The organism is Aeromicrobium sp. 10G20-16 (assembly GCF_055809665.1).
The window spans coordinates 2,853,525-2,877,801 of record NZ_CM147919.1; the positions used below are offsets into that span (position 1 = coordinate 2,853,525).

At 70.3% G+C, this 24,277-nt stretch carries 23 protein-coding genes; 10 read left to right on the plus strand and 13 right to left on the minus strand.

Features of this window, described 5'->3' with window-relative positions; genetic code table 11:
* Positions 1 to 8: 8 nt before the first annotated feature.
* On the minus strand, positions 9 to 1,247 hold the full coding sequence (locus tag AC0L5F_RS14630; RefSeq protein ID WP_473314150.1) for a YibE/F family protein: 1,239 nt from the start codon (positions 1,245 to 1,247) through the stop codon (positions 9 to 11).
* Positions 1,248 to 1,256: 9 nt separating this feature from the next.
* Here AC0L5F_RS14630 and AC0L5F_RS14635 point away from each other — a divergent pair, with 9 nt between their 5' ends.
* Entirely contained in the window at positions 1,257 to 2,012 is a 756-nt protein-coding gene (locus AC0L5F_RS14635; RefSeq protein ID WP_473314151.1) for an aminoglycoside phosphotransferase family protein, read from the plus strand.
* A 7-nt stretch (positions 2,013 to 2,019) separates the two neighbouring features.
* Entirely contained in the window at positions 2,020 to 2,448 is a 429-nt protein-coding gene (locus AC0L5F_RS14640; protein ID WP_473314152.1) for a cupin domain-containing protein, read from the plus strand.
* 3 nt (positions 2,449 to 2,451) lie between these two features.
* On the opposite strand, the gene AC0L5F_RS14645 is transcribed toward AC0L5F_RS14640, so the two are convergent.
* The 5 genes from AC0L5F_RS14645 to AC0L5F_RS14665 all read right to left on the minus strand — a co-directional run bounded on the left by AC0L5F_RS14645 (position 2,452) and on the right by AC0L5F_RS14665 (position 9,201).
* The gene (locus AC0L5F_RS14645; RefSeq protein ID WP_473314153.1) at positions 2,452 to 3,180 is read right to left on the minus strand and encodes a YqjF family protein; all 729 of its coding nucleotides are present in this window, start codon (positions 3,178 to 3,180) and stop codon (positions 2,452 to 2,454) included.
* Positions 3,177 to 4,430 carry an FAD-binding protein gene (locus AC0L5F_RS14650; RefSeq protein ID WP_473314154.1) on the minus strand — a complete coding sequence of 418 codons (1,254 nt, stop codon included), beginning with the start codon at positions 4,428 to 4,430 and terminating at the stop codon, positions 3,177 to 3,179. Before AC0L5F_RS14650 ends, AC0L5F_RS14645 begins: the two co-directional genes overlap by 4 nt.
* Complete coding sequence (locus AC0L5F_RS14655) at positions 4,427 to 6,010, minus strand: ABC-F family ATP-binding cassette domain-containing protein (RefSeq protein WP_473314155.1); 1,584 nt, start codon at positions 6,008 to 6,010, stop codon at positions 4,427 to 4,429. The genes AC0L5F_RS14650 and AC0L5F_RS14655 overlap by 4 nt, the downstream gene beginning before the upstream one ends.
* A 501-nt stretch (positions 6,011 to 6,511) precedes the next feature.
* Entirely contained in the window at positions 6,512 to 8,590 is a 2,079-nt protein-coding gene (locus AC0L5F_RS14660; RefSeq protein ID WP_473314156.1) for a S9 family peptidase, read from the minus strand.
* 23 nt (positions 8,591 to 8,613) lie between these two features.
* Positions 8,614 to 9,201 (minus strand): pentapeptide repeat-containing protein, encoded by a 588-nt coding sequence (locus AC0L5F_RS14665; protein ID WP_473314157.1) that lies wholly within the window; start codon positions 9,199 to 9,201, stop codon positions 8,614 to 8,616.
* A gap of 54 nt (positions 9,202 to 9,255) precedes the next feature.
* On the opposite strand from AC0L5F_RS14665, the gene mshB reads away from it, so the two are divergent.
* From mshB to AC0L5F_RS14680, 3 genes are all read left to right on the plus strand, one after another.
* The gene (mshB, locus tag AC0L5F_RS14670) at positions 9,256 to 10,161 is read left to right on the plus strand and encodes an N-acetyl-1-D-myo-inositol-2-amino-2-deoxy-alpha-D-glucopyranoside deacetylase (protein ID WP_473314158.1); all 906 of its coding nucleotides are present in this window, start codon (positions 9,256 to 9,258) and stop codon (positions 10,159 to 10,161) included.
* Between the two features lie 37 nt (positions 10,162 to 10,198).
* A complete protein-coding gene (locus tag AC0L5F_RS14675; RefSeq protein WP_473314159.1) occupies positions 10,199 to 10,771 on the plus strand; it encodes a flavin reductase family protein in 573 nt (190 codons plus the stop codon).
* A gap of 627 nt (positions 10,772 to 11,398) precedes the next feature.
* Positions 11,399 to 12,784 carry a VanW family protein gene (locus AC0L5F_RS14680; protein ID WP_473314160.1) on the plus strand — a complete coding sequence of 462 codons (1,386 nt, stop codon included), beginning with the start codon at positions 11,399 to 11,401 and terminating at the stop codon, positions 12,782 to 12,784.
* Positions 12,785 to 12,884: 100 nt separating this feature from the next.
* Here AC0L5F_RS14680 and AC0L5F_RS14685 read toward each other — a convergent pair whose 3' ends face one another.
* Positions 12,885 to 13,871: a GNAT family N-acetyltransferase gene (locus AC0L5F_RS14685; protein WP_473314161.1), complete on the minus strand. Its 987-nt coding sequence runs from the start codon at positions 13,869 to 13,871 to the stop codon at positions 12,885 to 12,887.
* A gap of 94 nt (positions 13,872 to 13,965) precedes the next feature.
* Here AC0L5F_RS14685 and fdxA point away from each other — a divergent pair, with 94 nt between their 5' ends.
* A complete protein-coding gene (gene fdxA / locus AC0L5F_RS14690) occupies positions 13,966 to 14,292 on the plus strand; it encodes a ferredoxin (RefSeq protein WP_473314162.1) in 327 nt (108 codons plus the stop codon).
* 13 nt (positions 14,293 to 14,305) lie between these two features.
* On the plus strand, positions 14,306 to 15,394 hold the full coding sequence (dapC, locus tag AC0L5F_RS14695) for a succinyldiaminopimelate transaminase (protein WP_473314163.1): 1,089 nt from the start codon (positions 14,306 to 14,308) through the stop codon (positions 15,392 to 15,394).
* Positions 15,395 to 15,400: 6 nt separating this feature from the next.
* On the opposite strand, the gene AC0L5F_RS14700 is transcribed toward dapC, so the two are convergent.
* The 3 genes from AC0L5F_RS14700 to AC0L5F_RS14710 are packed head-to-tail and all read right to left on the minus strand — an operon-like array spanning position 15,401 to position 18,323.
* Complete coding sequence (locus AC0L5F_RS14700; protein WP_473314164.1) at positions 15,401 to 16,225, minus strand: hypothetical protein; 825 nt, start codon at positions 16,223 to 16,225, stop codon at positions 15,401 to 15,403.
* Between the two features lie 2 nt (positions 16,226 to 16,227).
* Positions 16,228 to 17,172 (minus strand): 2,3,4,5-tetrahydropyridine-2,6-dicarboxylate N-succinyltransferase, encoded by a 945-nt coding sequence (gene dapD, locus AC0L5F_RS14705; RefSeq protein WP_473314165.1) that lies wholly within the window; start codon positions 17,170 to 17,172, stop codon positions 16,228 to 16,230.
* 41 nt (positions 17,173 to 17,213) lie between these two features.
* Positions 17,214 to 18,323 (minus strand): LCP family protein, encoded by a 1,110-nt coding sequence (locus AC0L5F_RS14710; protein ID WP_473314166.1) that lies wholly within the window; start codon positions 18,321 to 18,323, stop codon positions 17,214 to 17,216.
* A 163-nt stretch (positions 18,324 to 18,486) separates the two neighbouring features.
* Here AC0L5F_RS14710 and AC0L5F_RS14715 point away from each other — a divergent pair, with 163 nt between their 5' ends.
* Together AC0L5F_RS14715 and AC0L5F_RS14720 are read left to right on the plus strand one after the other, a co-directional pair.
* On the plus strand, positions 18,487 to 19,935 hold the full coding sequence (locus AC0L5F_RS14715; protein WP_473314167.1) for an LCP family protein: 1,449 nt from the start codon (positions 18,487 to 18,489) through the stop codon (positions 19,933 to 19,935).
* 112 nt (positions 19,936 to 20,047) lie between these two features.
* Positions 20,048 to 21,508 (plus strand): LCP family protein, encoded by a 1,461-nt coding sequence (locus tag AC0L5F_RS14720; RefSeq protein WP_473314168.1) that lies wholly within the window; start codon positions 20,048 to 20,050, stop codon positions 21,506 to 21,508.
* Here the strand turns inward: AC0L5F_RS14720 and AC0L5F_RS14725 are convergent.
* The 3 genes from AC0L5F_RS14725 to AC0L5F_RS14735 form a co-directional block, all read right to left on the minus strand.
* Complete coding sequence (locus tag AC0L5F_RS14725) at positions 21,454 to 22,284, minus strand: ABC transporter ATP-binding protein (protein ID WP_473314169.1); 831 nt, start codon at positions 22,282 to 22,284, stop codon at positions 21,454 to 21,456. The two genes, AC0L5F_RS14720 and AC0L5F_RS14725, sit on opposite strands and share 55 nt — an antisense overlap.
* Positions 22,268 to 23,125: an ABC transporter permease gene (locus tag AC0L5F_RS14730; RefSeq protein ID WP_473314170.1), complete on the minus strand. Its 858-nt coding sequence runs from the start codon at positions 23,123 to 23,125 to the stop codon at positions 22,268 to 22,270. Before AC0L5F_RS14730 ends, AC0L5F_RS14725 begins: the two co-directional genes overlap by 17 nt.
* 82 nt (positions 23,126 to 23,207) lie before the next feature.
* The gene (locus AC0L5F_RS14735; protein ID WP_473314171.1) at positions 23,208 to 23,873 is read right to left on the minus strand and encodes a TIGR03089 family protein; all 666 of its coding nucleotides are present in this window, start codon (positions 23,871 to 23,873) and stop codon (positions 23,208 to 23,210) included.
* Positions 23,874 to 23,981: 108 nt separating this feature from the next.
* Between AC0L5F_RS14735 and AC0L5F_RS14740 the strand changes: the two genes are divergently transcribed.
* On the plus strand, positions 23,982 to 24,236 hold the full coding sequence (locus AC0L5F_RS14740; RefSeq protein ID WP_423844114.1) for a WhiB family transcriptional regulator: 255 nt from the start codon (positions 23,982 to 23,984) through the stop codon (positions 24,234 to 24,236).
* The last annotated feature ends 41 nt before the right edge of the window (positions 24,237 to 24,277 follow it).

The following is a 24,277-nucleotide window of genomic DNA, read 5'->3' on the forward strand; positions in this document are numbered from 1 at the left end:
CTCTCGGATCAGGCCGGCGCGGCCGTTCGCCGCCCCACGTAGCGCTCCGGCTCCTCCTCGCCCCGTGGCACCATCCACACCGCGATCAGGGTGGTGATCGGAACGGCGAGCACCAGGCCGATGGCCCCGACGAGGGTGCGCACCACCTCCTGGCCGATCTGCTCGGTGCTGGCCACCATGGCGAGGTTCTGCTGGTAGGCCGACACCAGGAGCAGGATGGTCATCGCGGACCCGGCGTAGGCGAACACCAGCGTGTAGACGCTGGACGCGATGTGGTCGCGGCCGATGCGCATGGCCGAGGCGAACACGCTGGAGCGGCGGGCGGTCGGCTGGAAGCTGCGCATCTCCCACACGGCGCTGGCCTGGGTGACCGTGACGTCGTTGAGCACGCCGAGTCCGGCGATCACCATCGTCGCGGCCGCCACGTGCGACAGGTCCAGGGTCGGCACCGTGCCGAGCAGCAGGCGGTCGTCCTCCGACCCCACCCCGGTGATGCTGGTGAGGTCGGTGGCGAGCACGCCGAGGGCGGCGGTCAGCGCGATGCCGAACAGGGTGCCGAACAGTGCCGACGTGGTGCGGACGGAGATCCCGTGCGCGAGGTAGAGCACCACGATCATGATGACCGTGGAGCCGATGATCGCGGTGAGCACCGGTGACCTGCCCGCCAGGATCGACGGCAGCACGTACTGGGTCAGCGCCAGCAGGGTGACGCCGATGCCGACGATGGCGAACAGGCCGCGCCACCGGGCGATGGCGACGACCACGACCCCGAAGATCGCGGCGAGTGCAGCCAGCGGCACTCCCCGCTGGAAGTCGAGGAACTCGTACGACGCCTCCTGCCCGTCGGGCTGGATCCGCAGCAGCGTGATCTTGTCGCCGACCGAGATCCCGGCCTGGAACTGCGTGGGATCGAGGGTCGCCTCCGCGGTCTGGCCGTCGTCGGTGGCGGCGGTGATCTGCCCGCACGCACCGGCGACGCTGGGCGTGTTGTCGGGCCCGGCGGTGCCGTCCGTGCCGCCGTTGCACCCCAGGCTCTGGACGTCCTTGACCACGGCGCCGATGCGGCTGACCCCCGGCCCGCCGTAGGGGTCCAGCCCCTTGGGCACCTCGTCGGACGACGGCCAGGTGAAGGCCATCGCGGCGACCGCACCTGCGGTGATGGCCAGCACGGCCACGATCAGCCCGGCCATCATGGGTGTGCTGCTGCGTCCGACGCGCAGGTCGGATCCGGAGTGCGAATGTGCCACGATGAAAGAGTGCCACGCGAGGAAATCGAACATCTCCCCGGAGCCGTCGGAGGAGCCACCCGTGTCGGCCGGACCGTACGTCGTCCGACCGGTCCGTGGACGCCCGCGGTGCACGAGCTGCTGCAGCATCTGCACGCCCACGACCTCCCGGGCGTGCCGCAGGTGCACGGGACCGACGACGACGGCCGCGAGGTGCTGTCGTACGTCGAGGGCCGAGGAGTGCCCATCGACGACGAGGTCGTGCTGGACTCGGTGCTGGTCGAGGCAGGGGAGTGGCTGCGCCGGTTCCACGACACGGTCGACGACTTCCGACCTGACGGGCCCCGGTACTGGCGCGGCACCGGCGAGGTCGAGCTCGCGGACGACCAGATCATCTGCCACCACGACCCGGGCGCCTACAACTGGATCATCCAGAGCGGCCACTTCGTGGCGATGATCGACTGGGACATGGCCGGGCCCGGGCGCCCCATCGAGGACCTCGCGTTCCTCGCCTGGACGGGCGTCCCGCTGTACCGCGAGACGCCGGTCGAGGACGTCGCGCGTCGCATCGGGCTGCTGGCCGAGGCCTACGGCGAGTGGGGTCCGTTCACGATCCTCAACGCCGCCGTCGACCGGATGACTGTGGCATCGGATCGGATCGAGGCCGGTATCGCGCGCGGCGACGAGGGCATCGCGAACCTGCAGAAGGTCGGCGAGCCCCAGCGCACCCGCGACCGGGTGGCGGCCTTCCGCGAGCGCATCCCCGCCATCGACGCGGTCCTGTGAGCGTGGCGTGAGGGAGGCGGAACGGCATCCCCTGGCGCAGTCCCTTGGGCTGGAGCCCCACCCCGAGGGCGGCTGGTACCGCCAGACCTGGGTCTCGCCGGTCACGGTCACGCTGCCCGACGGCCGGGTGCGGCCGGCCGCCACGCTGATCCACTTCCTGCTGCCGGCCGGCGAGCACTCGGCCTGGCATCGGGTGACCTCCGACGAGACCTGGCTGGCGCACACCGGTGTGGTGGCGCTGCAGGTCGGTGGCGACGGCCCGGTCCCGGTCGAGGGCTCCGTGGCGCGGCTGGGCACCGGCCTCGACTGTGGTCAACGCCCTCAGGTGCTGGTGCCGGCCGGCGTGTGGCAGCGCACGTTGGTCTCCGAGGCCGATGCGCTCGTCAGCTGCCTGGTCTCACCCGGCTTCGACTTCGACGACTTCGAGCTGGCCTGACGATCAGGCCGGGATCCGCCGTGGGAGCCCGAACACGGTGCGCACACCGTCGGAGTGCACGATCGAGTCCGGCTCGCGCCCGACGACGCCGGGAAGGCCCGCACCTGCGACCAGGTCGTCGTCCAGGTGCTCGATCCTCACGGCGCGCAGCGGCCACGGCTCGTGGTGGTTGGGGATCCACAGCGTGCGTCCCATCCACCGGGTGTGCAGGCCGAATCGCGCCGTGACGAACTGGTCGACCGGCGACGGCTCGACCACGTCGCCCACCCGGACGTGCATGGACCCGCCGGCGCCGCGCGGGCTCGGCCACCGCCGACGCGTGCGGTAGGCGATGCGATCGCCGTGGATCTCGATGCGCATGCGTGCCCAGGTGTACGGCACCCCGAACGCGCCCCGCGCGCCCAGCGACACCAGCAGTCGCGAGGCCTCCAGCGAGCGGAAGACCACTCCGTGGCGGCCGTCCTGGTCCACCGAGTACAGCCGCACGTTGGTCTCCGCGAAGGTGCCGAGGTAGGGCACCGCCGGGCCCCGCCCGAATCCTGCGTGGTGCATCTGGAACGGGATGAGGCCCACGTAGGTGGCGCCGTCGAGCACGTCGGGGCGGGTGCCGCGGGGCAGCAGGGGAGCGACCAGCTCCGGATCGACGGCCCAGTGCACGAAGGTGATGTGGTTCCAGTTCTGCGCCATGATGCGCGGCCCGAGCAGCGGCGCGGGCGCCGGGTCGAAGGTCACGGCTGGGACTCCCCGGCGGTCAGCCAGTGGTCGACGAGGTCGTTGCCGAACTTGCCGTGCGGGTCGAGGGTCTCGACGAGGCGGCGGAAGTCCGGGAGTCGGGGGTAGGCCGCGTGCAGACGGTCCGGCATGGTCTCGAACAGCTTGCCCCAGTGCGGCCGCGCCACGAACGGAGCGAGCGCCTCGTCGAGGTCGGGGAGCACCGCCGTCACGCCCGGCACGTCCTGGCGCCACGTGAAGTGCAGGGCGACGCAGTCGACGTCGTGGCTCGGGCTGAGCCACAGGGGGTCCGCGGCGACGGTGCGGATCTCGGACACCAGCAGCAGGGGTTGCACGGAGGGAGCGAGGTCGCGCACCGCGTCGATCGCGTCGAGCGCGTGCTCGCGGGGCACGAGGTACTCGGTCTGCAGCTCGTCGCCGTTGCTGGGGGTGAAGGCCAGCCTGAAGTGGGGGAGCCGGTCCCACCACGGACCCTCGACGCCGAGCTGCTCGGTGGTCGACGCGGGATCGATGCCGGGCAGGGGGTGCAGGGCGCTGCTGGCGCGAGAGGCGCCGAACAGGTCGGCGCGCGGGGCGGCATCCGCGCGCGACTTCATCCACACCGACGACGGGCCCACCTCGTTCCAGTCGGTGAACATGCTGACGCTGTACGCCGCCGAGGTGATCTCGTCGAAGTGGTCGGCGACGTCGGCCCACGGCAGGTGCTCGTACACGTCCTGACGGACCTCGAAGGTCGGCCGCACGTCCAACGACACCGCCGTCACGATGCCGACACAGCCCAGGGCGACGACGGAGCCGTCGAAGTCGGCGTCGCCACGACTGACCTCGCGCAGCTCGCCGTCCGGCCCCACGATCGTCAGCGCCGACACCGCGCTGGCCAGGCTGCCGTTGCGGTCGCCCGAGCCGTGGGTACCGGTGGCGATCGCTCCGGCGACCGAGATGTGCGGCAGCGAGGCCAGGTTGTGCAGCGCCCAGCCGGCGGCGTCCAGGCGTTCGACCAGCTCGCCGTAGCGCAGCCCCGCCGACACGGTGACCTCACGGGCGGACTCGTCGACGTCGACCCGGGCCGGCAGCCCCGCGACCGACACCTGGGCGTGCTCGGTGTCGGCGATGGCGTTGAACGAGTGGCGCGACCCGACCGCTCGGACGTGCGCGGATCCCGCGACGATCTCCTGCAGCTGCTCGACCGACGTCGGTTCGTGCACCGCGGACGCGGAGAAGGACAGGTTGCCCGCCCAGTTCGTGCTCACGTGCCCAGTGTGCTCCCTGGCTCGACGCGACGCGTCAGCGCGAGGTCGTCGAGGAACCGCTCGTCGTGGCTGACCACCAGCAGGGCGCCGCGATACGAGGCCAGGGCGTCGACCAGGTGACCGACGCTCTCGAGGTCGAGATGGTTCGTCGGCTCGTCGAGCACGAGCAGCTGCGGGGCCGGCTGCGCCAGCAGCACCGCGGCGAGCGTGGCTCTCAGCAGCTCGCCGCCGGACAGCGTCGCGACCTGCTGGTCGGCCCGTCGGGCGCGGAACAGGAACCGCGCCAGCTGGCCCCGCACGTCGGTCTCGGTCGAGTCAGGAGCCGCCAGCCGCACGTTCTGGACGATCGACAGCGCAGGGTCGAGCAGATCCATCCGTTGCGGCAGCAGGCGCGCGGGCACGTGCAGCCGCACCGCGCCCGACACCGGCGCCAGCTGCCCCAGAGCAGTGCGCAGCAGGGTAGTCTTGCCCGAGCCGTTGGGACCGACCACGGCGATCCGCTCCGGACCGGTCACGTGGAGGTCGACCACCGCGCCGGTGTGGGCGAGCGTGACGTCGTCCATCGAGAGCACGACGCGGCCGCTCGGCACGGCGGTGTCGGGGAGGTCCACGCGGATCTCCCGGTCGTCGCGCAGTCGCGACTCGGCGTCGTCGAGTCGCGCGCGTGCCTGCGCCACGTCCTCGTCGTGCCGGCCGCGGAGCTTTCCGGCGGACACCTCGGCGGAGTTCTTCTTCTTGTCCTGCAGGACCTTCGGCTGGCTGCCGGAACGGGATCGTTCGGTGCCCTGTCGTCGCCGCCGGGCGATGGCGGTCTGGGCGGCGTCACGGTCCCGGCGCTGGTGGCGCAGCTCGCCCTTGGCATCGCGCACGGCACGTTCAGCGGTCTCCTGCTCGGCTGCGATGGTCTCGGCGTAGTGGACGTCGCTGCCCCCGAACATCCGCAGCCCGCCCGCGCGCACCTCGGCGATGTCGTCCATGAGTCCGAGCAGCTCGCGGTCGTGGCTCGCGACGACCAGCACGCCGGTGAAGGACGTCACGACGTCGGCCAGTCGCTCCCGGGCACCGCGGTCGAGGTTGTTGGTGGGTTCGTCCAGCAGCAGGACGTCCGGCTCGGTCAGCAGCCGGGCGCCGAGTGCGAGCATGACCTGCTCGCCCCCCGACAGCGAGGCGACCTGACGGTCCAGCGAGAGGTGGTCGAGCCCGAGCCGTCCCAGGACTGCTTCGGTCCGCCCGACGATGTCCCAGTCGTCGCCGACGGCGTCGAAGTCGGCGACATCGGTGCTGCCGGCCTCGATGCGCAGCAGCGCTGCGAGTGCGGTGTCGACGCCGAGGGTGCGAGCCACGGTGGGCTCGGTCGCCGGGTCCTGTGACAGGTGGGCGAGACGTCCTTCCACCCGCACCGATCCGTGGGTGAGTTCGACGAGTCCGGCCAACAGGGCGATCAGCGTGGACTTGCCGGAGCCGTTCGCTCCGACGATGCCATGCCGCCCGGGTCCAAGATCGATCGTGATGCCGGCCAGGACGGTGTCTCCGTCGGGCCAGGTGAGGGTGAGGTCGTGCAGGGACAGCGAGGTCGCCATGGTGCTCCATGAGGTCGTGACGGAATGCCGGCACGGCCGGCATCGGGGATCAGGACCTCAGAAGCTTCAACGGACGGGCGACCTCGTTCTCGGGAGTGGAGCACGACAATTCTACGCCCTGCGGTTGTTCGCCGGGGAGGCGGAGCGACCGTGCCCTTCGCTTCGCTCACGCTTCGCTAGGGCCCGCCTCGCGAGGCGAACGACAGCTGGTCGCCTTGGGGTGGTCTCGCCTCGGTCGCTCGTTCCTCGCTCCCTCACAGTCGGCCGCGGGCGGCCTCCTTGGCGAGCAGGTTCTGTTCGCCTGGGAGCGGAGCGACCGTGCCCTTCGCTTCGCTCACGCTTCGCTAGGGCCCGCTTCGCGAGGCGAACGACAGGTGGTCGGCTTGCGGTGGTCTCGGTCGCTGGCGAGCAGGTTCCGTTCGCCGGGGAGCGGAGCGACCGTGAGGGCGGAGCCCGAGGCGAACCAAGCTGTCGGGCTTGCTGTTGCGTGGTCGCTTCTGGTCAGACGCCGAGGTGGGTCTTGAGGAACTCGACCTGGAGCAGCTTGAGGTTCTCGGCGACGGTCTCCTGGGGCGTCATGTGGGTGACTCCCGAGAGCGGCAGGACGGTGTGGGGACGCCCGGCGGCGAGCAGGGCCGACGAGAGCTGCAACGTGTGCGCGGCCACGACGTTGTCGTCGGCCAGGCCGTGGATGAGCATCAGCGGTCGTTGCAGTCCCGCGGCGAGCGGGATCAGGGAGTTCGCGTCGTAGACGTCGGGCTGGGTGTTCGGGTCGCCGAGGTACCGCTCGGTGTAGCAGGTGTCGTAGAGGCGCCACTCCGTGACGGGGGCGCCCGCGACTGCAGCGTGGAACACGTCCGGCCGTTTCAGCACGGCCAGCGCCGACAGGTAGCCGCCGTACGACCAGCCGGTGATGCCGACCCGGTCGGTGTCGACGTCGTGCGGAAACGCCTGGGCGACCACCTGCAGGGCCTCGACCTGGTCGTCGAGGGTCACCCCGGCGAAGTCGTCGCGCACGGCCTTCTCCCAGCCGGAACCACGCCCCGGCGTGCCGCGCCCGTCGGCCACGACGACGCAGAAGCCCTGGTCGGCCAGCCACTGCGCCTCGAGGAACGCCCGCGCAGACGACAGCACCCGCTGGGCGTGTGGGCCGCCGTACGGATCCATCAGCACGGGGAGCCGGCGCGAGCCGCGCTGGTGATCGCGCGGGAGCACCACGGCGATGCTGAGGTCGTGCTCGCCGCCTTGCAGCATCGTCACCTCGGGCTCGAAGGGGGCCGGCTCGGCCACCACGGTCAGCTGGGCGGGATCACGGCCCTCGGCGTGCACGGTGACGGTGGTGCGGGCGGCGTCGAGACCCGACCGGCTGATGACGGTGGTCGGCCCGCCGATCACCGCGCCGTGCACAGCAGCGCCTGAGGTGATCTCGTCGACCTTCCCGTCGAATCCGAACCGCACGACGTGCACCTCGCTGGGCTCGCCGGACGCGGTGGCGATGACGCAGTCGTCGAAGGCCTCGATGATCGAACGCACCTGCCACGCCTCGGACGACATCGGTGCGCCGTCGAGCATGACCCGGCGCCGTCCTGCATGGTCCTCGACGCTCACGAGCCGACCGCCGGAGATGAGGCGAGGTCCCGAGGACAGCTCGACCCAGTCGGGGTCGGTCAGCTCGCGTCGCACGGAGGTGGCGCCCGAGCGCGGGTCCACCGACAGGATCTGTGAGGTCCGCTGGTCACGGCTGAGCACCTGCACGAGCGGATCTCCGTGCTCGGTCCAGCTGACGCGGGCGAGGTACTCGAAGGCTGCGCCGTCGTACTGCACCTGCGTGCGGGTGCCGTCGAGGTCGACGAGCCACAGGGTCACCTCGGCGTTGGGGGTGCCGGCCGCCGGGTAGCGCTGCGCGACGGGCGTGCGCTCGGGGTGCTCGGGATCGGCGACGTGCCAGGTCTGCACCGGCGCCTCGTCGGTGCGCTGCACGAGCAGGCGCTCGCCGCCGGGCGACCACCAGAAGCCGCGGTACCGCTCCATCTCCTCGGCCGCGATGAAGTCGGCCTGTCCCCACGTCTGGGTGTCGAGCTCGGGCTCGGCGAGGGCGCGGTCGTTGCCGCCGTCGACGTCGACGACCCGCACCGCTCCGCCGGCGGCGTACGCGATGCGCCGGCCCGTGGGGTCGAGCCGTGGGTCGATGACACCGTCCGGAGTCGGCAGGGCAGCGACCGAGCGGGCCGCGAGATCCACCACCCACAGGCGGCCGGACAGGGCGAAGCAGGCCCGGGCCCCGGTGGCGTCGACGTCGTACGACACGATGCCGGCCGCGGACTCGCGCGAGCGCTCGCGCCGGGACCGCTCCTCGGCCGACAGCTCCTCGTCGCCGTCGATCAGGTCGGCCGGGTCGACCAGGAGGCGCTCGGTGCCGGTGGCGACGTCGTGCTCCCACAGCTGGCCGGTGCGGGTGACACCGTCAGGGGTGCGGACGAACCGCACGGTCGCGCCGTCGGGCGAGACCGTGATGGTGCGCGGAACCCCGAGGGTGAAGCGCAGGGTGCGAGCGGCCAGACGGGGGTACGAGACGGTCATGGTCCCGATCCTGTCATTGGCCGTCAGTCGGGCTCGGGGCGGACGTCGAGGCCGAGCGCCTCGGCGAACCAGACCGCCTGTGGGAGGTCGACCACGGCCCGCTCGAGGCGGGCCTCGAGCGGGTCGAGGCCGTCGAGGACGCTGCCGCGCAGGTCGGCCTCGGTGAGGTCGGTGTTGATGAAGGCGCTTCCGCCGAGGTCGCAGCGCGCCAGCGTCGCGCCCTTGCACGATGCCGCCGACAGGTCCGCCTCGCGCATGCGGACACCGGTGAGCTCGACCCCGGCCAAGGGGGCGCGCACGAGCGACACGAACGACCAGTCCCCACCCTCGACCGACAGCAGGTCGAAGGTGCAGTCCTCGAAGGTGCTGCCGAGCAGCTTGCAGCCGACGAACGTGGCGTCGAAGAACGAGCACGACCGGAAGTGGCAGCCGGTGAACGTGGAGCTGGTGTGGGTCGACGCGTTGAACCGCACGTTCCGGAAGGTGCAGCCGGTGAACGAGGCGCCCGTGGTGGTGGCCTCCACGAAGTCGGCGCCGTCGAACAGCTGGTCCTCGTGCTGGACGGCGCCGAGATCGTCGCCGCCGAAGTCTGAGCTGATCGTCAAGGGCATGCTCGGACCGTAATCGCTCGCCGCTTCGTCCGACATCCTCAGTACGCTGATTCCATGACGACCCCCGATCGCCGGATCCTGTTCGTGCACGCACATCCCGACGACGAGACGATCGGCAACGGCGCCACGATGGCCAAGTACGTCGCCGAAGGTGCCCGGGTCACCCTCGTCACCTGCACCCGCGGCGAGGAGGGCGAGGTCCTGGTGCCGGAGCTCGCGCACCTGGCCGCCGATCGAGACGACACGCTCGGCGAGCACCGCGTCGGCGAGCTCACCGCCGCCATGGCCGTCCTGGGCGTCACCGACTTCCGGTTCCTCGGCGGCGAGGGTCACTTCCGCGACTCCGGCATGAAGTGGGCCGAGAACGGCACCGCCACCGCCGCCGACGAGACCCGCGACGACACGTTCTGGGCCGCCGACCTCACCGTCGCCTCGGACCTGCTGGTCGAGATCATCCGCGAGGTCCGTCCGCAGGTGGTCGTCACGTACGACCAGTTCGGCAACTACGGGCACCCCGACCACGTGCAGGCCCACCGCGTGGCCACGTACGCCACGGCGCTGGCCGCCGTGCGCTCCTACCGCCCGGACCTCGGCGATCCCTGGCAGGTCAGCAAGTTCTACTGGTCGGCCATGGCCAAGTCGCAGATGGCCGAGGGCATTCGCCACCTGCGCGCGCAGGGCGACACCACCACGTTCGAGGGCTGGGATCCCGACAACATCCCCTGGGGCAGCCCCGACGAGGACCTCGACGCCGTGATCGACGGCAACGCCTTCGTCGACGCGAAGATGGAGGCCATGCGGGCGCACCCCACGCAGATCGCGCTCGACGGTCCGTTCTTCGCCCTGTCGAACAACCTCGGCAACCAGGTGTGGGGCGCCGAGCACTACCGTCTGGCCGCCGGCGAGCGCGGTCCGGTCGGCCCCGACGGGCTCGAGACCGACCTGTTCGCCGGACTGTGAGATCGGCGCGCGCGGCATCGTCTCCTAGGGTTGTGCCATGAACCACGCGGAAGGGAAGCCGACCTCGGGTGCCGTCGACCAGACGGCCTTCCGCAGTGCGCTGGGGCGATTCGGCAGCGGTGTGACCGTGGTGTCGACCACGCTCGACGGCGCCGACCACCTCATGACGGCCAGCGCGTTCACCTCGGTGTCGCTCGACCCCCCGATGGTGCTGGTGTGCTCGCACCGCACCAGTCGGTTCCACGACGCCGTGCTGGCGTCGGGCGTCTGGGGCGTCTCGATCCTGGCCGAAGGCGGCATGAAGGCGTCGGCCTGGTTCGCCCACCGCGGTCGCCCGCTCGACGAGCAGCTGGTCGGCGTCGCGCACCACCGCGGCCGGTCCGGCGTCGCCCTGCTCGACGAGGCCCTGGGCTGGCTGGAGTGCCGCACCCACGCGGTGCACGACGGGGGAGACCACTCGATCATCGTCGGTGAGGTCACCGCCGCCGACGTGATGGACGGCTCGGACGATCCGCTGCTGTACTACCGGTCGCACTACGGCACGATGGTGCGCTTGGACGAGTCCGAGAAGACGGTCATCACCGACACCCTGGGGGATCCGAAGCGATGAACGATCGACCCACCGATGACACGTCCGACGGCGAGGACGACGAGCTCTTCGCCGCGGTGGCAGCGGCGATCTCGCGTCCGTCCCGAGGCACGTCTGAACCCGAGCCGGAGCCGGAAACCGAGCCGGAAGCCGAACCCGAGCCGGAGCCAGAGCCAGAGACTGAGCCCGAGCCCGAGGTCACGGCGACGCGCGACACCCGGTACGACCACCTGTTCGCCCCGGCAGCGGCCGTCGAGCCCGAGGCCGGCGACGCAGGCGGGGGCGAGGGTGCTGACGCGGACGAGGACTTCTGGGGGTCCGACGAGCCGCCTCGCAGGACCCATCGGGTGCGCAACGCGCTGATCGGCGCCACGCTCCTCGTCGCCGCGGTCTACGTGGCCGGCTACTTCATGACCGGTGTCCGCCTTCCGGTCAACACCACCATCGCCGGCGTCGACGTCTCCAGCGCGACGCCCGCCTCGGCCGAGACCACGCTCGCCCGCGAGCTGACGCCCCGCACCGAGCAGGATCACCCTGGCCCACGAGGACCAGCAGTTCGAGATCGACCCCCAGGACGCCGGTCTGGCACTCGACATCCCGGCGTCGGTCGAGGCCGCTGGCGGCACCCGCAGCTGGGACCCACGGGACATGGTGGCGCTGGTGTTCGGCGACAACCCGCACGACGCCGTCGTCACCACCGACCCGGCCACGTTCGACGGAGTTCTCGGCAAGGTCGGCGAGGCCGTCGACACCCCGGTGGTCGAGGCGCAGATCACCTTCCCGAAGGCGAAGCCGACGGCGCGCAAGCCCCGAGCCGGCGAGGTCGTCGACCGCGTCGTCATGACCGACCGGATCAAGGACGCGTACGTCGGGGTGATCGACAGCCCCGTCGACGTGGTGATGAAGACGGTGCAGCCGGCGGTCGACCAGGCCGGCCTGGACGCGGTCATGAAGGGCGCCGCAGCCACGGCGGTCAGCGGGCCGGTGGCCATCAAGGTCGGTGATGAGTCGGTCGACCTGCCCGTCACCGCCTACGCTCCGGCGCTGGTGTTCCGGGTCGAGGACGCGGCGCTGGCGCCGTACATCGATCCCAAGAAGCTGGCCAAGCCCCTCACCAGCTCCACCACCGGCATCGGCAAGAAGGCGGTCGACGCCACGGTGGTCATCGAGGACGGCAAGCCCGTCGTCAAGCCGGGCAAGGAGGGCGTGGGGCTGCAGCCCGAGGAGATGTCCACCAAGCTGCTCCCGGCCATCGCCGCCACCGGCGCCGACCGCTCGGTCAGTGTCGAGGCGAAGGTCGTGCAGCCGGACTTCACCACAGCCGATGCCAAGGCACTCAAGATCACCGAGAAGGTCAGCGAGTTCGAGACCAGGTACGACAACGCCGCGTACCGCAACATCAATCAGGGTCGCGCGGCGGAGATCCTCGACGGCACCATCGTCAAGCCGGGGGAGACCTTCAGCTTCAACGACACCGTCGGCGAGCGGACCCGCGCCAACGGCTTCACGTCGGGCACGGTGATCAACGGTGGCGTCTTCCGCGAGGAACTGGGCGGCGGTGTCTCCCAGGTGGTCACCACCACGTACAACGCGGCGTTCTTCGCCGGCATGGACGACGTCGAGCACCACCCGCACGCGTTCTACATCAGCCGCTATCCGGTCGGCCGCGAGGCCACGGTCTACTTCGGCAACCTGGACCTGCGGTTCAAGAACTCCACCGACTACGGCGTGCTGATCCGTTCCTACATCGTGCCCAGCGCGCCGGGACGGGACGGTGTCATGCACGTCGAGATGTGGAGCACCAAGACGTGGGACAAGGTCACCGCGGGTGCGTCGGAGCGCCGCAACTTCCGCAAGCCCGGCGTCCGGTACGACGACACCGACCGCTGCGTCGCGCAGTCGCCGATCCAGGGCTTCGACATCGACATCTACCGGTCGTTCATCAAGGGCGGCAAGACGGTCAAGACCGAGACCGACACCGCTGTCTACCAGGCGGCCGACAAGGTGATCTGCGGCAAGAAGCCGGACGACTGAGTCGAGCGCGCTCTGCGCGCGAGCGCGAAGGAGCGCCAGCGCAGCGTGAGTCGTGCCGCGGCGGAGCCGCCTGGACGCGAGGCGTGGCGAGCGGGTGGTCTCACCCGGGCTGTTGCTGGGCTCCGTGGCGAGTGGTGGGTGGCGCCTGCAGGTAGCGGTACTCGTGGTGGTCGGCGAAGCCGAACGGCTCGTAGAGGGCGAGTGCCGCGGTGTTGTCGCGCATCGTCTGCAGGTACGCCTTGTCGGCGCCGCGCTGGGCGGCCCACGCCAAGGTCGTCGACACCAGGCTGGTCGCGAGGCCGCGTCGGCGGTGCTCGGGCAGCACCTCCACGGCGGCGAGGCCGGCCCACTCGCCGGTGACGACCACCCGAGCGATGGCCTCGACCGGGTCGCCGATGGTGGCGAATCCGACCGTCGGGGGGCCGGCGATCACGGCCCGGGCGGCCGCCGGGTGCTCGTCGACCCGCCCGTACAGCGCCAGCCAGTCGTCGTCAAGGACGGTGCTGATCCTGACCGCCGGGTCGGTCGCGTACTGGGGGTCCAGGTCGGCGACCTGGACGATGGCGCCGGGGCGGAACCCGTTGCCGCCAACCCAGCCCGCCTCGACCATGGCCTGTTCGTTCGAGGACCCCGTGACGACCTGTGCCATGGGGGGCAGTCCGCGCGACGAGTACCAGGTCTCGACGGCCGCGATCGCCTCGGCGGTCGGCAGCCGGGGTGACCCCGTCGCGGCCACCGAGTTGGCTCGTCCGGTGAAACCGCCCGCGGCGCGCAGCTCCCACTCGCCGAGAGCCTCGGACTCGACCGCGGGCCAGCCGCGAGAGGTGATGCGGGTGAGGGCGTCGGCGTCGATGTCAGCGGCACGGCGTCGTCTCAGCGGGCGGTCCGGGACCTGCTTCCAGGTGACGACGTCACCGGTCGCCACGTGCGTGGTCGTGCCGTCGCGACGCTCGATCTGCCAGGAGGACGAGCCGACCGCCAGCACCCGACCGACGGTGTCGGTCATGGCCGGTCCGCCGGTGGGGCCGGTGCCGCCGGTGCGCGATCGCACCACGATGCGAGTGCCGATGCGGGGGTCAGTGTCCACGGTCCCAGATTGTCACGCCGGTCAGTCGGACCTGAGCGTCGACCGCCAGGTGCCGGGCGCGATACTGGAGGCGAGCAACGAAGGAGACTCACCCGTGACGTACGTGATCGCCCAGCCGTGTGTCGACCTCAAGGACCTCGCCTGCGTGGACGAGTGCCCGGTCGACTGCATCTACGAGGGCAAGCGCATGCTCTACATCCACCCCGACGAGTGCGTGGACTGCGGAGCCTGCGAGCCGGTCTGCCCGGTGGAAGCGATCTTCTACGAGGACGACACCCCGCCGGAGTGGAAGGAGTACTACGACGCGAACGTGCACTTCTTCGACGAGATGGGTTCGCCCGGCGGTGCTGCCAAGCTCGGCATGATCGACAGCGACCACCCGATCATCGCCGCTCTGCCTCCGCAGGAGCAGAACTCATGACGTCTTTCCGGGGATGAACCGGTTCGGGTTCCCCGACTTCCCGTGGGACACCATCGCCGACGCCAAGGATCGTGCGGCCGCGCATCCTGACGGCATCGTCGACCTGTCGATCGGCAGTCCGGTCGACGCGTCACCCGATCTGGCCCAGCGTGCACTCGCCGCCGCCGCGAACGCGCCGGGGTATCCGACCGTGCTCGGGCCGGAGTCGTTGCGGCAGGCTGCCGCCGACTACCTCGGCCGCAGGTTCGGCGTCCGAGGGCTCGACGCCTCCGCGGTCCTGCCGACGATCGGCTCCAAGGAGCTGATCGCCAACCTGCCGATGCAGCTCGGGCTGGGTGCCGACGACGTCGTGGTGTTCCCGCGACTGGCCTACCCCACGTACGCGGTGGGTGCTGCCTACAGCGGGTCGCAGGCCGTCGCCGCCGACCACCCCGACGACTACGGCAGCGTCTCCCCGGCCGTCATCTACCTGAACTCACCGGCGAACCCGTCCGGCGAGGTGCGCTCGGCCGCATCGATGCGCGAGATCGTGCAGTGGGCGCGCGAGCACGGATCGCTGGTCGTGTCCGACGAGTGCTACCTGGAGTTCGGGTGGATCGCCGAGCCCATCTCGGCGCTGCACCCCGACGTCTGCGGTGATTCCCATGACGGCGTCATCGCGCTGCACTCGGCCTCCAAGCGCTCCAGCCTCGCCGGGTACCGCGACGCCCTGGTGGCGGGGGACCGTGCCGTCGTCAGCCGGCTGCTCGAGGTCCGCAAGCACCTGGGCTTCATGCAGCCCGCACCGGTCGCGGCGGCGATGGAGGCCGTGCTCGGCGACGACGCGCACGTGGACGCCCAGCGCGAGCTGTACCGCTCCCGCCGCGCCACCCTCCTGACGGCGCTCGAGGGTGCCGGCTTCCGCATCGAGCACTCCGAGGGCTCGCTGTACCTGTGGGCGACCCGGAACGAGAGCTGCCGCACCACCCTGGACTGGCTGGCCGAACGCGGCATCCTCGTCGCCCCGGGCGACTTCTACGGCGACGACGGCGCCGAGTTCGTCCGCATCGCCTTCATGGCCACCGACGAGCGCATCGCCGCCGCGGCCGACCGGCTGGCCTGACGACCGTCAGTTGGTGCTGAACCGGACGGTGTCGGTGTCCTCGCCGTCGACCGACCGCCAGCCCAGGTCGGAGTCGTCGGCGGTCCACTCCCGGCCGGCGAACGACACCCGGGTGATCCCGAGGGTCTTGGCCTGCGCCACGAGGTAGTGCGCAACACCCCAGCCGCGGGCCTCCACGTCCGCAGCCGGCCCGGTCAGCCGGTAGCTGGCGTCATCGGCGACGGCGCGCACGTCGATGTCTCCGAAGGCTGCCTTCAGGTCGTCGACCACGCGATTGGTGCTGCCGATCGTGTCGGGGTTGATCTGGCAGGTGAACGCCGCCGGGCTGTACCCGCGCAGGGCGGAGGCCAGCGCACGCGCATCGGCCTCGTGCTGTGCGTAGGCGCCGGGGAAGGCCGATCGCTGCACCCGCTGGGCGGCGTCGGTGATCTTCATGGTCTCGAATCCCTTGACCTTGACCAGGCCGTCGTAGAAGGCGCCGATCGAGTGCTGGGGGTCCATCACCTGGGCCGGCGTTCCCCAGCCCTGGGAGGGTCGCTGCTGGAACAACCCGAGCGAGTCGCGATCCCCGAAGTCGATGTTGTGGATCTTCGACTCCTGGAAGGCGGTCGCGATGGCGATGGTCGTCGCGCGTGGTGACAGGCCGCGCTGCTGGGCGATCGCTGCCATCAGCGACGCCCACCGCGCCTGCTCCAGGTCGACCTGGGCCCGCACCGTGCCGACCGTGGCGACGCAGAACTCACCGCGGTTCGGTGTGCGGTCGCGCACGCTCACGCTGACCAGGAGGCCGGCGACCACGAGGCCGACCCCCACGAACCATCGCAGGCGCATCCTCAGTTGGCGTGCAACGCGGTGTTGAGGTCGATGCCGGTGCGCTCGCCACGCGGTCGCGCCTCGATCGCGCCGGTCTGGCTGTTGGTCAGGAACAGCAGGCCGTCCTGGCCCGACAGGTCCTGCGCCTTGACGACCGAGCCGTCGGGGAGCGTCACCTTGCTGCCGGCTGTCACGTAGGTGCCGGCCGCCACGACGCAGTCGTCGCCCAGCGAGATGCCGATGCCGGCGTTGGCCCCGATCAGGCTGCGCTCCCCGACGCTGATGACCTGTGTGCCACCGCCGGACAGGGTGCCCATGATCGAGGCGCCGCCGCCGACGTCAGAGCCGTCGCCGACGACCACGCCGGCCGAGATGCGCCCCTCGACCATCGCGTGCCCGAGGGTGCCGGCGTTGAAGTTCACGAAGCCCTCGTGCATGACGGTCGTGCCCTCGGCGAGGTACGCGCCGAGTCGCACCCGGTCGGCGTCGCCGATACGCACGCCGGACGGGATGACGTAGTCGGTCATGCGCGGGAACTTGTCGATGCTGGTGACCGCGACGTGCAGACCGGCCGCCTGCGCGCGGGCGCGCGTGGCCTCGAAGCCGACGACCGCGCACGGCCCGATGGACGTCCACACCACGTTGGTGAGCAGTCCGAACTGGCCCTCGAGGTTGAGGCCGTGCGGTCGGACCTGACGGGTCGACAGCAGGTGCAGGCGCAGCCAGACGTCGTAGGCGTCGACCGGTGGCGCCTGCAGGTCGTCGATCGTGGTCAGCACCACCACGCGGCGCGCGTCGCGCACGTCGTCGGTTCCGGTCAGGGCGGTCAGCTCGGGCGGCTCGACCGCGCCCTCGAGTGCAGGTCCGAGACGAGGGTCCGGGAACCAGACGTCGAGCACGGTGCCGTCGGGAGTGAGGGTGGCCACGCCGTAGCCGTGCGCTCCGGGCGCGAGATCAGCAGTCATGACTCCAACCTACGGCCCCGCCACCGACAGCCGCCGCACCTCTATCCGGGCAGCCCGTCCTTGGTGCACAGGTCGCCGAGCCGGCCGGTCTGGTCGGACTTGATCAGGGCGAAGAACTTCAGCGCTCGCTCGCGGTCCCAGCGCACCGAGAAGTCCGCCAGTGGCACGGTGCAGTTCAGGCCGCCTCCGCCCATGACCGACGACAACGCCAGTGCGAACCGCGCCAGGGCGAGGGGGCCGACGTTCTCGCCGATGGTCAGCGAGCTCGACGCACCCTGCGCGACCGAGAAGTACCGCACCGGGTTGAGGACGGTCCACGGCGACCGCGCCTTCGCGCCGATGGCGCCGATGACCTCGCGCTGGTTCTGCACGCGCTGGATGTCCTGGGTGGCGAAGGTGTGGCGGTTGCGCGAGTACGCCAGGGCGGTCTTGCCGTCGACGGTCTGGCAGCCCTTCTTGATGTCGAGGCCGGAGTCCTTGTCCTTGAGGTTCTCGGTGGGGCAGATCTCGATGCCCCCGATGGAGTCGACCACGTTGACCAGGCCACCGAACCCGATCTCGACGTAGTCGTCGATGCGCACGCCGGTGGTCTGCTCCAGCGTCTCCACCAGCAGCTTCGGCCCGCCGGCAGCGTAGGCGGCATTGATCTTGGTGGTGCCGACCCCGGGGATCGGCACGATGGAGTCGCGGGGGATCGAGACCAGCGTGGAGGGGCCGGATCCCACGTGCAGCAGCAAGATGGTGTCGGTACGCGCGCCGCTGGCGTCGCCGGTGCTCAGCTCCTTGCGCTGCTCCTCGGTCAGGCCCTTGCGGCTGTCGGAGCCGACCAGCAGGTAGGTGGTGCCGGGCTGGTCGCCGGGGCGGTCGCCCGAGGGCTCGGCGTCGACCCGGTCGATGCGTCCCCACGCCCAGATCGGCACGGCCACGAGGAACACGATCCACGCCAGCAGCACGATGCCGATGGTGCGGCGCGCCGACCGGCCGCCGGACTGCCGAGGCGGACGACCGCCGCCCGCGGCCGTCGTGCGCTGACCGGGGGGCGGCAGGTTCGGAGGCGGCAGGTCGGGGGTGCCACTGCGGCGCGGCGTGCTCGACGAGGAGGGCTCACCGTAGAGCCAGTCGTACTGGTCGTCGGAGCGTGGATCGGACATGTCCTCGAAGGTACCCGAGCGCTTCACGGTTCCCGTGCTGCTCGGCGGCGTGAATTGGCGCGCGTCCCACGGCGCGCCCTCGACCTCAACTCGAGACTTTGTGGGAATACTGAGAATCGCCCGTGAGGGCATCCCCACTGACTCTTCCCCCTGTGAGGACACCATGTCTGACCTTCGATCGAGCGCGCTCGGCGGTTCCTACGAGCGACCCGCAGAGAGCTCGGCCCGCATCCAGTTCCGTCGTGGGCTCATCCTCACGGTCATGACGGTGTTCATGCCGGGGTCGGCCCAGCTGGTCTCGGGCAACCGCCGTGTCGGTCGCCTCGCGGTGCGCGTGTGGCTGTCCGTCCTCGCGCTGGCCGTGGTCCTGCTGCTGATCTCGATGACCTCGCGCCGCGGCCTGTTCTCGCTGGCCACCAACACCACGCTGCTGCACGTCGGCGCGTGGCTGCTGGTCGCCGGCGCAGCGGCGTGGGTGTTCCTCCTGGTCGACGCCTGGCGGCTGGCGCAGCCGCTGCACATGCAGCGCAACCACCGCCTCTGGATGACCGGCCTGAACACGGCCCTGTGCATGGTGACTGCCGGCACGATGCTGTTCGCCGCACACCTGGTCAACACGAGCAGCTCGGCGATCGGCACGGTGTTCGCCTCCAGCGACGCGACCGGACCCAGCGGCGGCCGGTACAACGTGCTGCTCCTGGGCGGTGACTCCGGGCCGGACCGCAGCGGTGTCCGTCCCGACTCGTTGACCGTCGCCAGCATCGACGCCGACACCGGTCGCACCGTCCTGATCGGACTTCCGCGCAACCTGCAGGAGGTCCCGTTCCCCAAGGGCACGCCGATGAAGAAGGCCTTCCCGGACACGTTCGACTGCGACGACGCGTGCTACCTCAACGGCGTCAACACCTGGGCCAACGACCACGCCGACCTGTTCCCACCGAGCTACGGCGACCAGCCGGGCATCCGCGCCACCATGGACGCCGTCGAGCAGATCACCGGACTGAAGCTCAACTACTACGCCATGGTCAACATGCACGGCTTCAGCAAGCTGATCGACGCCGTGGGCGGCGTCACGATGAACGTGCGCCAACGCACCGCGATCGGCGGCATCGGATCGCCGATCCGGGGCTACATCGAGGCGGGTGAGCAGAAGCTCACCGGTGACCAGGCCCTGTGGTACTCCCGCTCGCGCGTGCAGAACAACGACTTCTCACGCATGGGCCGACAGAAGTGCGTCATGGCCGCGATGGTCCAGCAGCTCAACCCCAAGACGGTGCTGCTGAACGCCGAGAAGATCGCCGAGTCCAGCAAGGCGCTGCTCACCACGGACATCCCCCGGCAGGACCTGGGCGTCTTCATGGACCTCGCGCTCAAGGCGCGCAGCCAGAAGATCTCGTCGGTCTCCCTCGTGCCGCCGGTGATCTACACCGGCAATCCTGACTACGCGAAGGTCCGCAGGCTCATCTCGACGGCCATCGACTCGTCCGAGGGTGCGGCCGCGGCCAAGCCGAAGGACGGTCTGCTGGCGGCCAGGCTGACGGTGCCGGACATGAACGACGACAAGGATCCGCTGAAGGCCAACCAGAGCGCGGACCTGTCCGCAGCCTGCTGAAGGTCCCGAATCTGGACGTTCGACTAGGTCGGTCGGGCTTCGTCGGTGATAATGAATCGGTTCCCCACGTGACGGCTCTGCACGAGTCGTCCTGATCTCACCCAGGACGTGCATGTCCCACCGCGCCAGCGTGCTGGCACGCGGCTACGAGGATGCCCACCTCGATCCGGCACGCGTGCGCTTCCGGCGCGCCCTGATGCTGGGTCTGATGACCTTGGTGATCCCCGGATCGGCCCAGGTGGTCGCCGGACGCAAGTGGGTCGGGTATGTCGCCATCACCGTGTGGGTCGCGCTGTTCGGCGGCCTCGGCTACCTCGCCTGGCGGTCGCGCAGCGACCGGGCGGGCGCCATCGACCTGCTGACCGATCCGGACACGTTGATGATCCTGCGTGTGGGGCTGATCACCCTGGCCGTGGGCTGGCTCGCGCTGTTCATCGACGCGTGGCGCATCGCCCGACCGCGGGGGCTTCCGTGGCCGCGGACGATCCTGGTCGCGGTGCTGAACGTCGCCATCATCGGCGGCGTCGCCAGCTCGGCCGCCTACGCCTCGCAGTTCCTCACCGAGACGCGCACGACCATCCAGACCGTCTTCTCCGAGAACGCGCCGGTGTCGACCCCGCTGAAGGGCCGGTACAACATCTTGTTGATCGGCTCGGACTCCGGGCCCGAGCGCACGGGCATCCGTCCCGACTCGTTGACCGTGGCGAGCATCGACACCAGCACCGGGCGCACCGTGCTCGTCTCGATGCCGCGCAACCTCGAGAAGGTGCCGTTCCCCGACGACTCACCGATGCACGCGGTGTACCCCTACGGCTTCAACTGCGGCAACGAGTGCCTGCTCAACGCTGTGCACACCGCGGCCCAGAACCGCACGGACCTGTACCCGGACAGCAAGGACCCGGGTCTGGACGCCACCATCGACGCGGTCGAGGGCGTCACGAACCTGAAGATCAACTACTACCTGATGGTCAACCTCAAGGGCTTTCGCACGCTGATCAACGCGATGGGCGGCGTCGAGATGGACGTCAAGACCCGTATCGCGATGTTCGGCCACGACGACGCGTACAAGCAGACCTACATCGAGCCGGGCCTGCAGAAGCTCGACGGCCAGCAGGCGCTCTGGTACGCCCGGAGCCGCGTGCAGTCCGACGACTACACGCGCATGGGACGACAGAAGTGCCTGATGGCCGCGATGCTGGAGCAGCTCGACCCGGGAACCGCGGTCACCAACGCCATCGGCATCGCCAAGTCCGGTAAGGACCTGCTCAGCGGCAACATGCCGCGCTCGGAGCTGGGCAAGTTCGCCGACCTCGCACTGCGGTCTCGCGGCGAGAAGATCATCACCGTCTCGATCGTGCCGCCGCAGGTGGACGTGACCAACCCGGACTTCCCGCGCATCCAGCGGGCCATCCAGAAGGCCATCAAGCGCTCGGAGAAGGGCAGCGCCACCGCCACGCCCACGCCGGGGTCCAGCGCGACCCCGACCACGCCCGGCGCGACCGCCACGCCCGATGTCGATCAGGTCACCCAGCGGGCGGCCAACAACGCCGACGACCTGCGCTCGGCCTGCTGAGGTCGGTTCGGAGCCGAGGAGCTGGCCTGGGAGTCGTCGTAGGCCGCGACGACCTCTTCGGCCGGCCCGTCCATGATCAGGTTGCCCTGGTCGATCCAGATGGCCCGGGTGCAGGTGTCGAGGATCGAGCGCATGGAGTGGCTGACCAGGAACACGGTGCCGGCGTTGTCGCGAATCTCGCGGATCCGCGCCTCGCTGCGGTCGCGGAAGTTGCGGTCGCCGACCGCGAGCGCCTCGTCGACGATGAGGATCTCGTGGGTGCGGGCCGTGGCGATGGCGAACTTCAGTCGAGCCGTCATGCCCGACGAGTAGGTGCGCATGGGCAGCTCGATGAAGTTGCGGATGCCGGAGAAGTCGACGATCTCGTCGTAGCGACGCTCGACCTCCTCCAGGCTCAGACCGAGCGCGAGCCCGCCGAGGATGACGTTGCGCTCGCCGGACAGGTCCCGGATGAGGGCGGCGCCCACCCCGAGCATGCTGGGTCGGGCGGCTGCGTAGATGGCGCCCTTCGCGGTGGGGGTCAGGCCGACGATCGCGCGCATCAGCGTCGACTTGCCGGATCCGTTGGTGCCGATGACGCCGATGCTGTCGTTCTCGTAGGCCGTGAACGACACCCCCTTGAGCGCGTGCACGGTGCGCGTCTTGCGCGAGCGCTGCAGCAGTCGCCGACCGGCATCGGCGCCGGTGGCCCGCTTGCCGGTGGCCAGCACCTTGTACTCCACGTGCACGTCGTCGACGATGACGACGGGCTTGCGGCCGTCAGTCGGTGCGTCCATACCGCTCCTCAGCAGCCCAGAAGAACAAGGTGCCCACGACCAGGATGCCGAACGACCACACCGTGGCGTAGATCCAGTACTCCTCGGGAATGGTGTACTCCGGGCCGGTCAGGAAGATGGCGCGGCCCAGGGTCAAGAACTCGTGGATGGGTTGGAAGTCGGCGATGGTCTGCACCACGGAGTCGGGGCTGAACCGCTGCCGCACGCTGAAGAAGATCCCCGACGTGTAGAAGAAGAAGCGGGCCGCGAACGGCAACAGCTGCGTCAGGTCGCGAAAGTGCACCGTCATGCGGGCCGTGACCAGCGTGAGTCCGGCGTTGAACACGGTGAACAGCAAGATCAGCGGGATCAGCAGCAGCCACTGCACCGTCGGGTAGCTGCCCGACAGCACGACGACCAGGCCCATGATCGCGACCATCGGGACGAACTGCATGAGCCGCTGGCCCACCAGGGCGAGGGGCAGGGACATGCGGGGGAAGCTCAGGCTCTGGACCAGTGCGGCGTTCGACGTGATCGACTTGGCGCCCGTCGTGAAGCAGGTGGAGAAGTACTCGAACATGAGCACGCCGATCACCAGGAACGGCAGGAAGTCCGCGACTCCGCGACGCGTCTGCAGCAGCACGCCGAACACCAGACCGTAGACGCCGGCGTTGAGCAGCGGCTTGAGGACGACCCAGCCCATGCCCAGGCGGTTGCGTCCGTTCTCGGCCTCCAGCCGGTACTTGGCCAGGGAGTAGATGAACTCCCGGCGACGCCACACCTCGGCAAGGTAGGAGCCGAGGGGAGGGCGACCACCGACGCGGTGGAGGCCCGCGCGCGCCGCATCGTCGGCGATCGTCATCCGTGTCCCTACTGTTCGGCCGACAACTCTGTGGCCTGCTCGGAGGGCGACCTCCGGCGGCAGGACGAGTGTAGTGGATGGCTCACGCGACGACGGCGCCCTCGTCGGTGGCGATGCGGGTCAGATCGTCGGGTGTGGCGGCCGTCACGACGACGAGCGAGCCGCCACCTGAGCAGGCCGCGACGATCAGGCGGGCGTCGCGCGCGAGGGGGCCGGGCTCGACGAGCAGTCGGCGGTCGTCGGGTCCGGCCGCTCCCCGCAGCTGGTCGTGCGTCAGCTGCTCGCCGGCGAGGTCCACGGCGATGGTGGACCCGTCCGGCGGGTCGAGCGCCATGAAGTGATCGGCCTGGCCGGGCACCTCGAGGGCGAGGTCCACGAAGCCATCCGGGGGAGTGGCGAACGGTCCCCCGAGCGGACGCAGCGAGGCGGCCAGCCGCACCGGTTCGTCGGCCAGGAGGTCGGGGCCGCTGACCCCGATGTCGGCGGCGTGGTCGGTCACGGTGGCGCCGACGTTCCAGGCCGACAGCAACCACACGAACGACAACCAGTGGGTCGGCAGTCCGAGGCGGACCCGGGTGCCCGGCGCCGCCTCCAGCTCGTCGACGAGCAGGTTCGACGTCTTGGCGACCCAGTTGGCCGTCGTGGTCCCGCTGAGCTCGACCCGCTCACCGGTTCGCAGGTCGTAGTACGTCAGCAGCGGAGCCGCCGGGTTCGCCGTCGAGGTGAGGAGCCGGTCGAGTGCAGTCATGCCGTCACCATGTCATGGGCCCTTGGCATTGCGGGCAACACGCCGCTGGTGTCAGCAATCCAAGCATTTCGCTTGACTTGTGTGACTGACAGGCGTGTAATTCTTGTCATGTCATTCGATTTGGGTCTGCCCCTGGAGTCCGACGAGGAGCTCATGTGGCAAGAGCGTGCGTTGTGCGCACAGACCGACCCTGAGGCGTTCTTCCCGGAGAAGGGCGGCTCGACGCGTGAGGCCAAGCGAGTCTGCACCACCTGTGACGTTCGCGGTGAGTGCCTCGAGTACGCCCTGGCACACGACGAGCGCTTCGGCATCTGGGGCGGACTCTCAGAGCGCGAGCGCCGCAAGCTCAAGAAGCGGGCCTGACGGCTCGTCGTTCGGCGACCTCGTCCCCGAGTAGGCTCGTC

What these genes read in the sequence shown, in the direction of transcription:
- dapD (WP_473314165.1), bottom strand. Translation starts at nt 17,172, where the DNA reads ATGACTGCTGATCTCGCGCCCGGAGCGCACGGCTACGGCGTGGCCACC.
- AC0L5F_RS14740 (WP_423844114.1), top strand. Translation starts at nt 23,982, where the DNA reads ATGTCATTCGATTTGGGTCTGCCCCTGGAGTCCGACGAGGAGCTCATG.
- AC0L5F_RS14700 (WP_473314164.1), bottom strand. Translation starts at nt 16,225, where the DNA reads ATGCGCCTGCGATGGTTCGTGGGGGTCGGCCTCGTGGTCGCCGGCCTC.
- AC0L5F_RS14725 (WP_473314169.1), bottom strand. Translation starts at nt 22,284, where the DNA reads ATGGACGCACCGACTGACGGCCGCAAGCCCGTCGTCATCGTCGACGAC.
- AC0L5F_RS14665 (WP_473314157.1), bottom strand. Translation starts at nt 9,201, where the DNA reads ATGCCCTTGACGATCAGCTCAGACTTCGGCGGCGACGATCTCGGCGCC.
- mshB (WP_473314158.1), top strand. Translation starts at nt 9,256, where the DNA reads ATGACGACCCCCGATCGCCGGATCCTGTTCGTGCACGCACATCCCGAC.
- AC0L5F_RS14715 (WP_473314167.1), top strand. Translation starts at nt 18,487, where the DNA reads ATGTCTGACCTTCGATCGAGCGCGCTCGGCGGTTCCTACGAGCGACCC.
- AC0L5F_RS14735 (WP_473314171.1), bottom strand. Translation starts at nt 23,873, where the DNA reads ATGACTGCACTCGACCGGCTCCTCACCTCGACGGCGAACCCGGCGGCT.
- AC0L5F_RS14720 (WP_473314168.1), top strand. Translation starts at nt 20,048, where the DNA reads ATGTCCCACCGCGCCAGCGTGCTGGCACGCGGCTACGAGGATGCCCAC.
- AC0L5F_RS14655 (WP_473314155.1), bottom strand. Translation starts at nt 6,010, where the DNA reads ATGGCGACCTCGCTGTCCCTGCACGACCTCACCCTCACCTGGCCCGAC.
- AC0L5F_RS14710 (WP_473314166.1), bottom strand. Translation starts at nt 18,323, where the DNA reads ATGTCCGATCCACGCTCCGACGACCAGTACGACTGGCTCTACGGTGAG.
- AC0L5F_RS14680 (WP_473314160.1), top strand. Translation starts at nt 11,399, where the DNA reads ATGGTGGCGCTGGTGTTCGGCGACAACCCGCACGACGCCGTCGTCACC.
- AC0L5F_RS14730 (WP_473314170.1), bottom strand. Translation starts at nt 23,125, where the DNA reads ATGACGATCGCCGACGATGCGGCGCGCGCGGGCCTCCACCGCGTCGGT.
- AC0L5F_RS14660 (WP_473314156.1), bottom strand. Translation starts at nt 8,590, where the DNA reads ATGACCGTCTCGTACCCCCGTCTGGCCGCTCGCACCCTGCGCTTCACC.
- AC0L5F_RS14675 (WP_473314159.1), top strand. Translation starts at nt 10,199, where the DNA reads ATGAACCACGCGGAAGGGAAGCCGACCTCGGGTGCCGTCGACCAGACG.
- dapC (WP_473314163.1), top strand. Translation starts at nt 14,306, where the DNA reads ATGAACCGGTTCGGGTTCCCCGACTTCCCGTGGGACACCATCGCCGAC.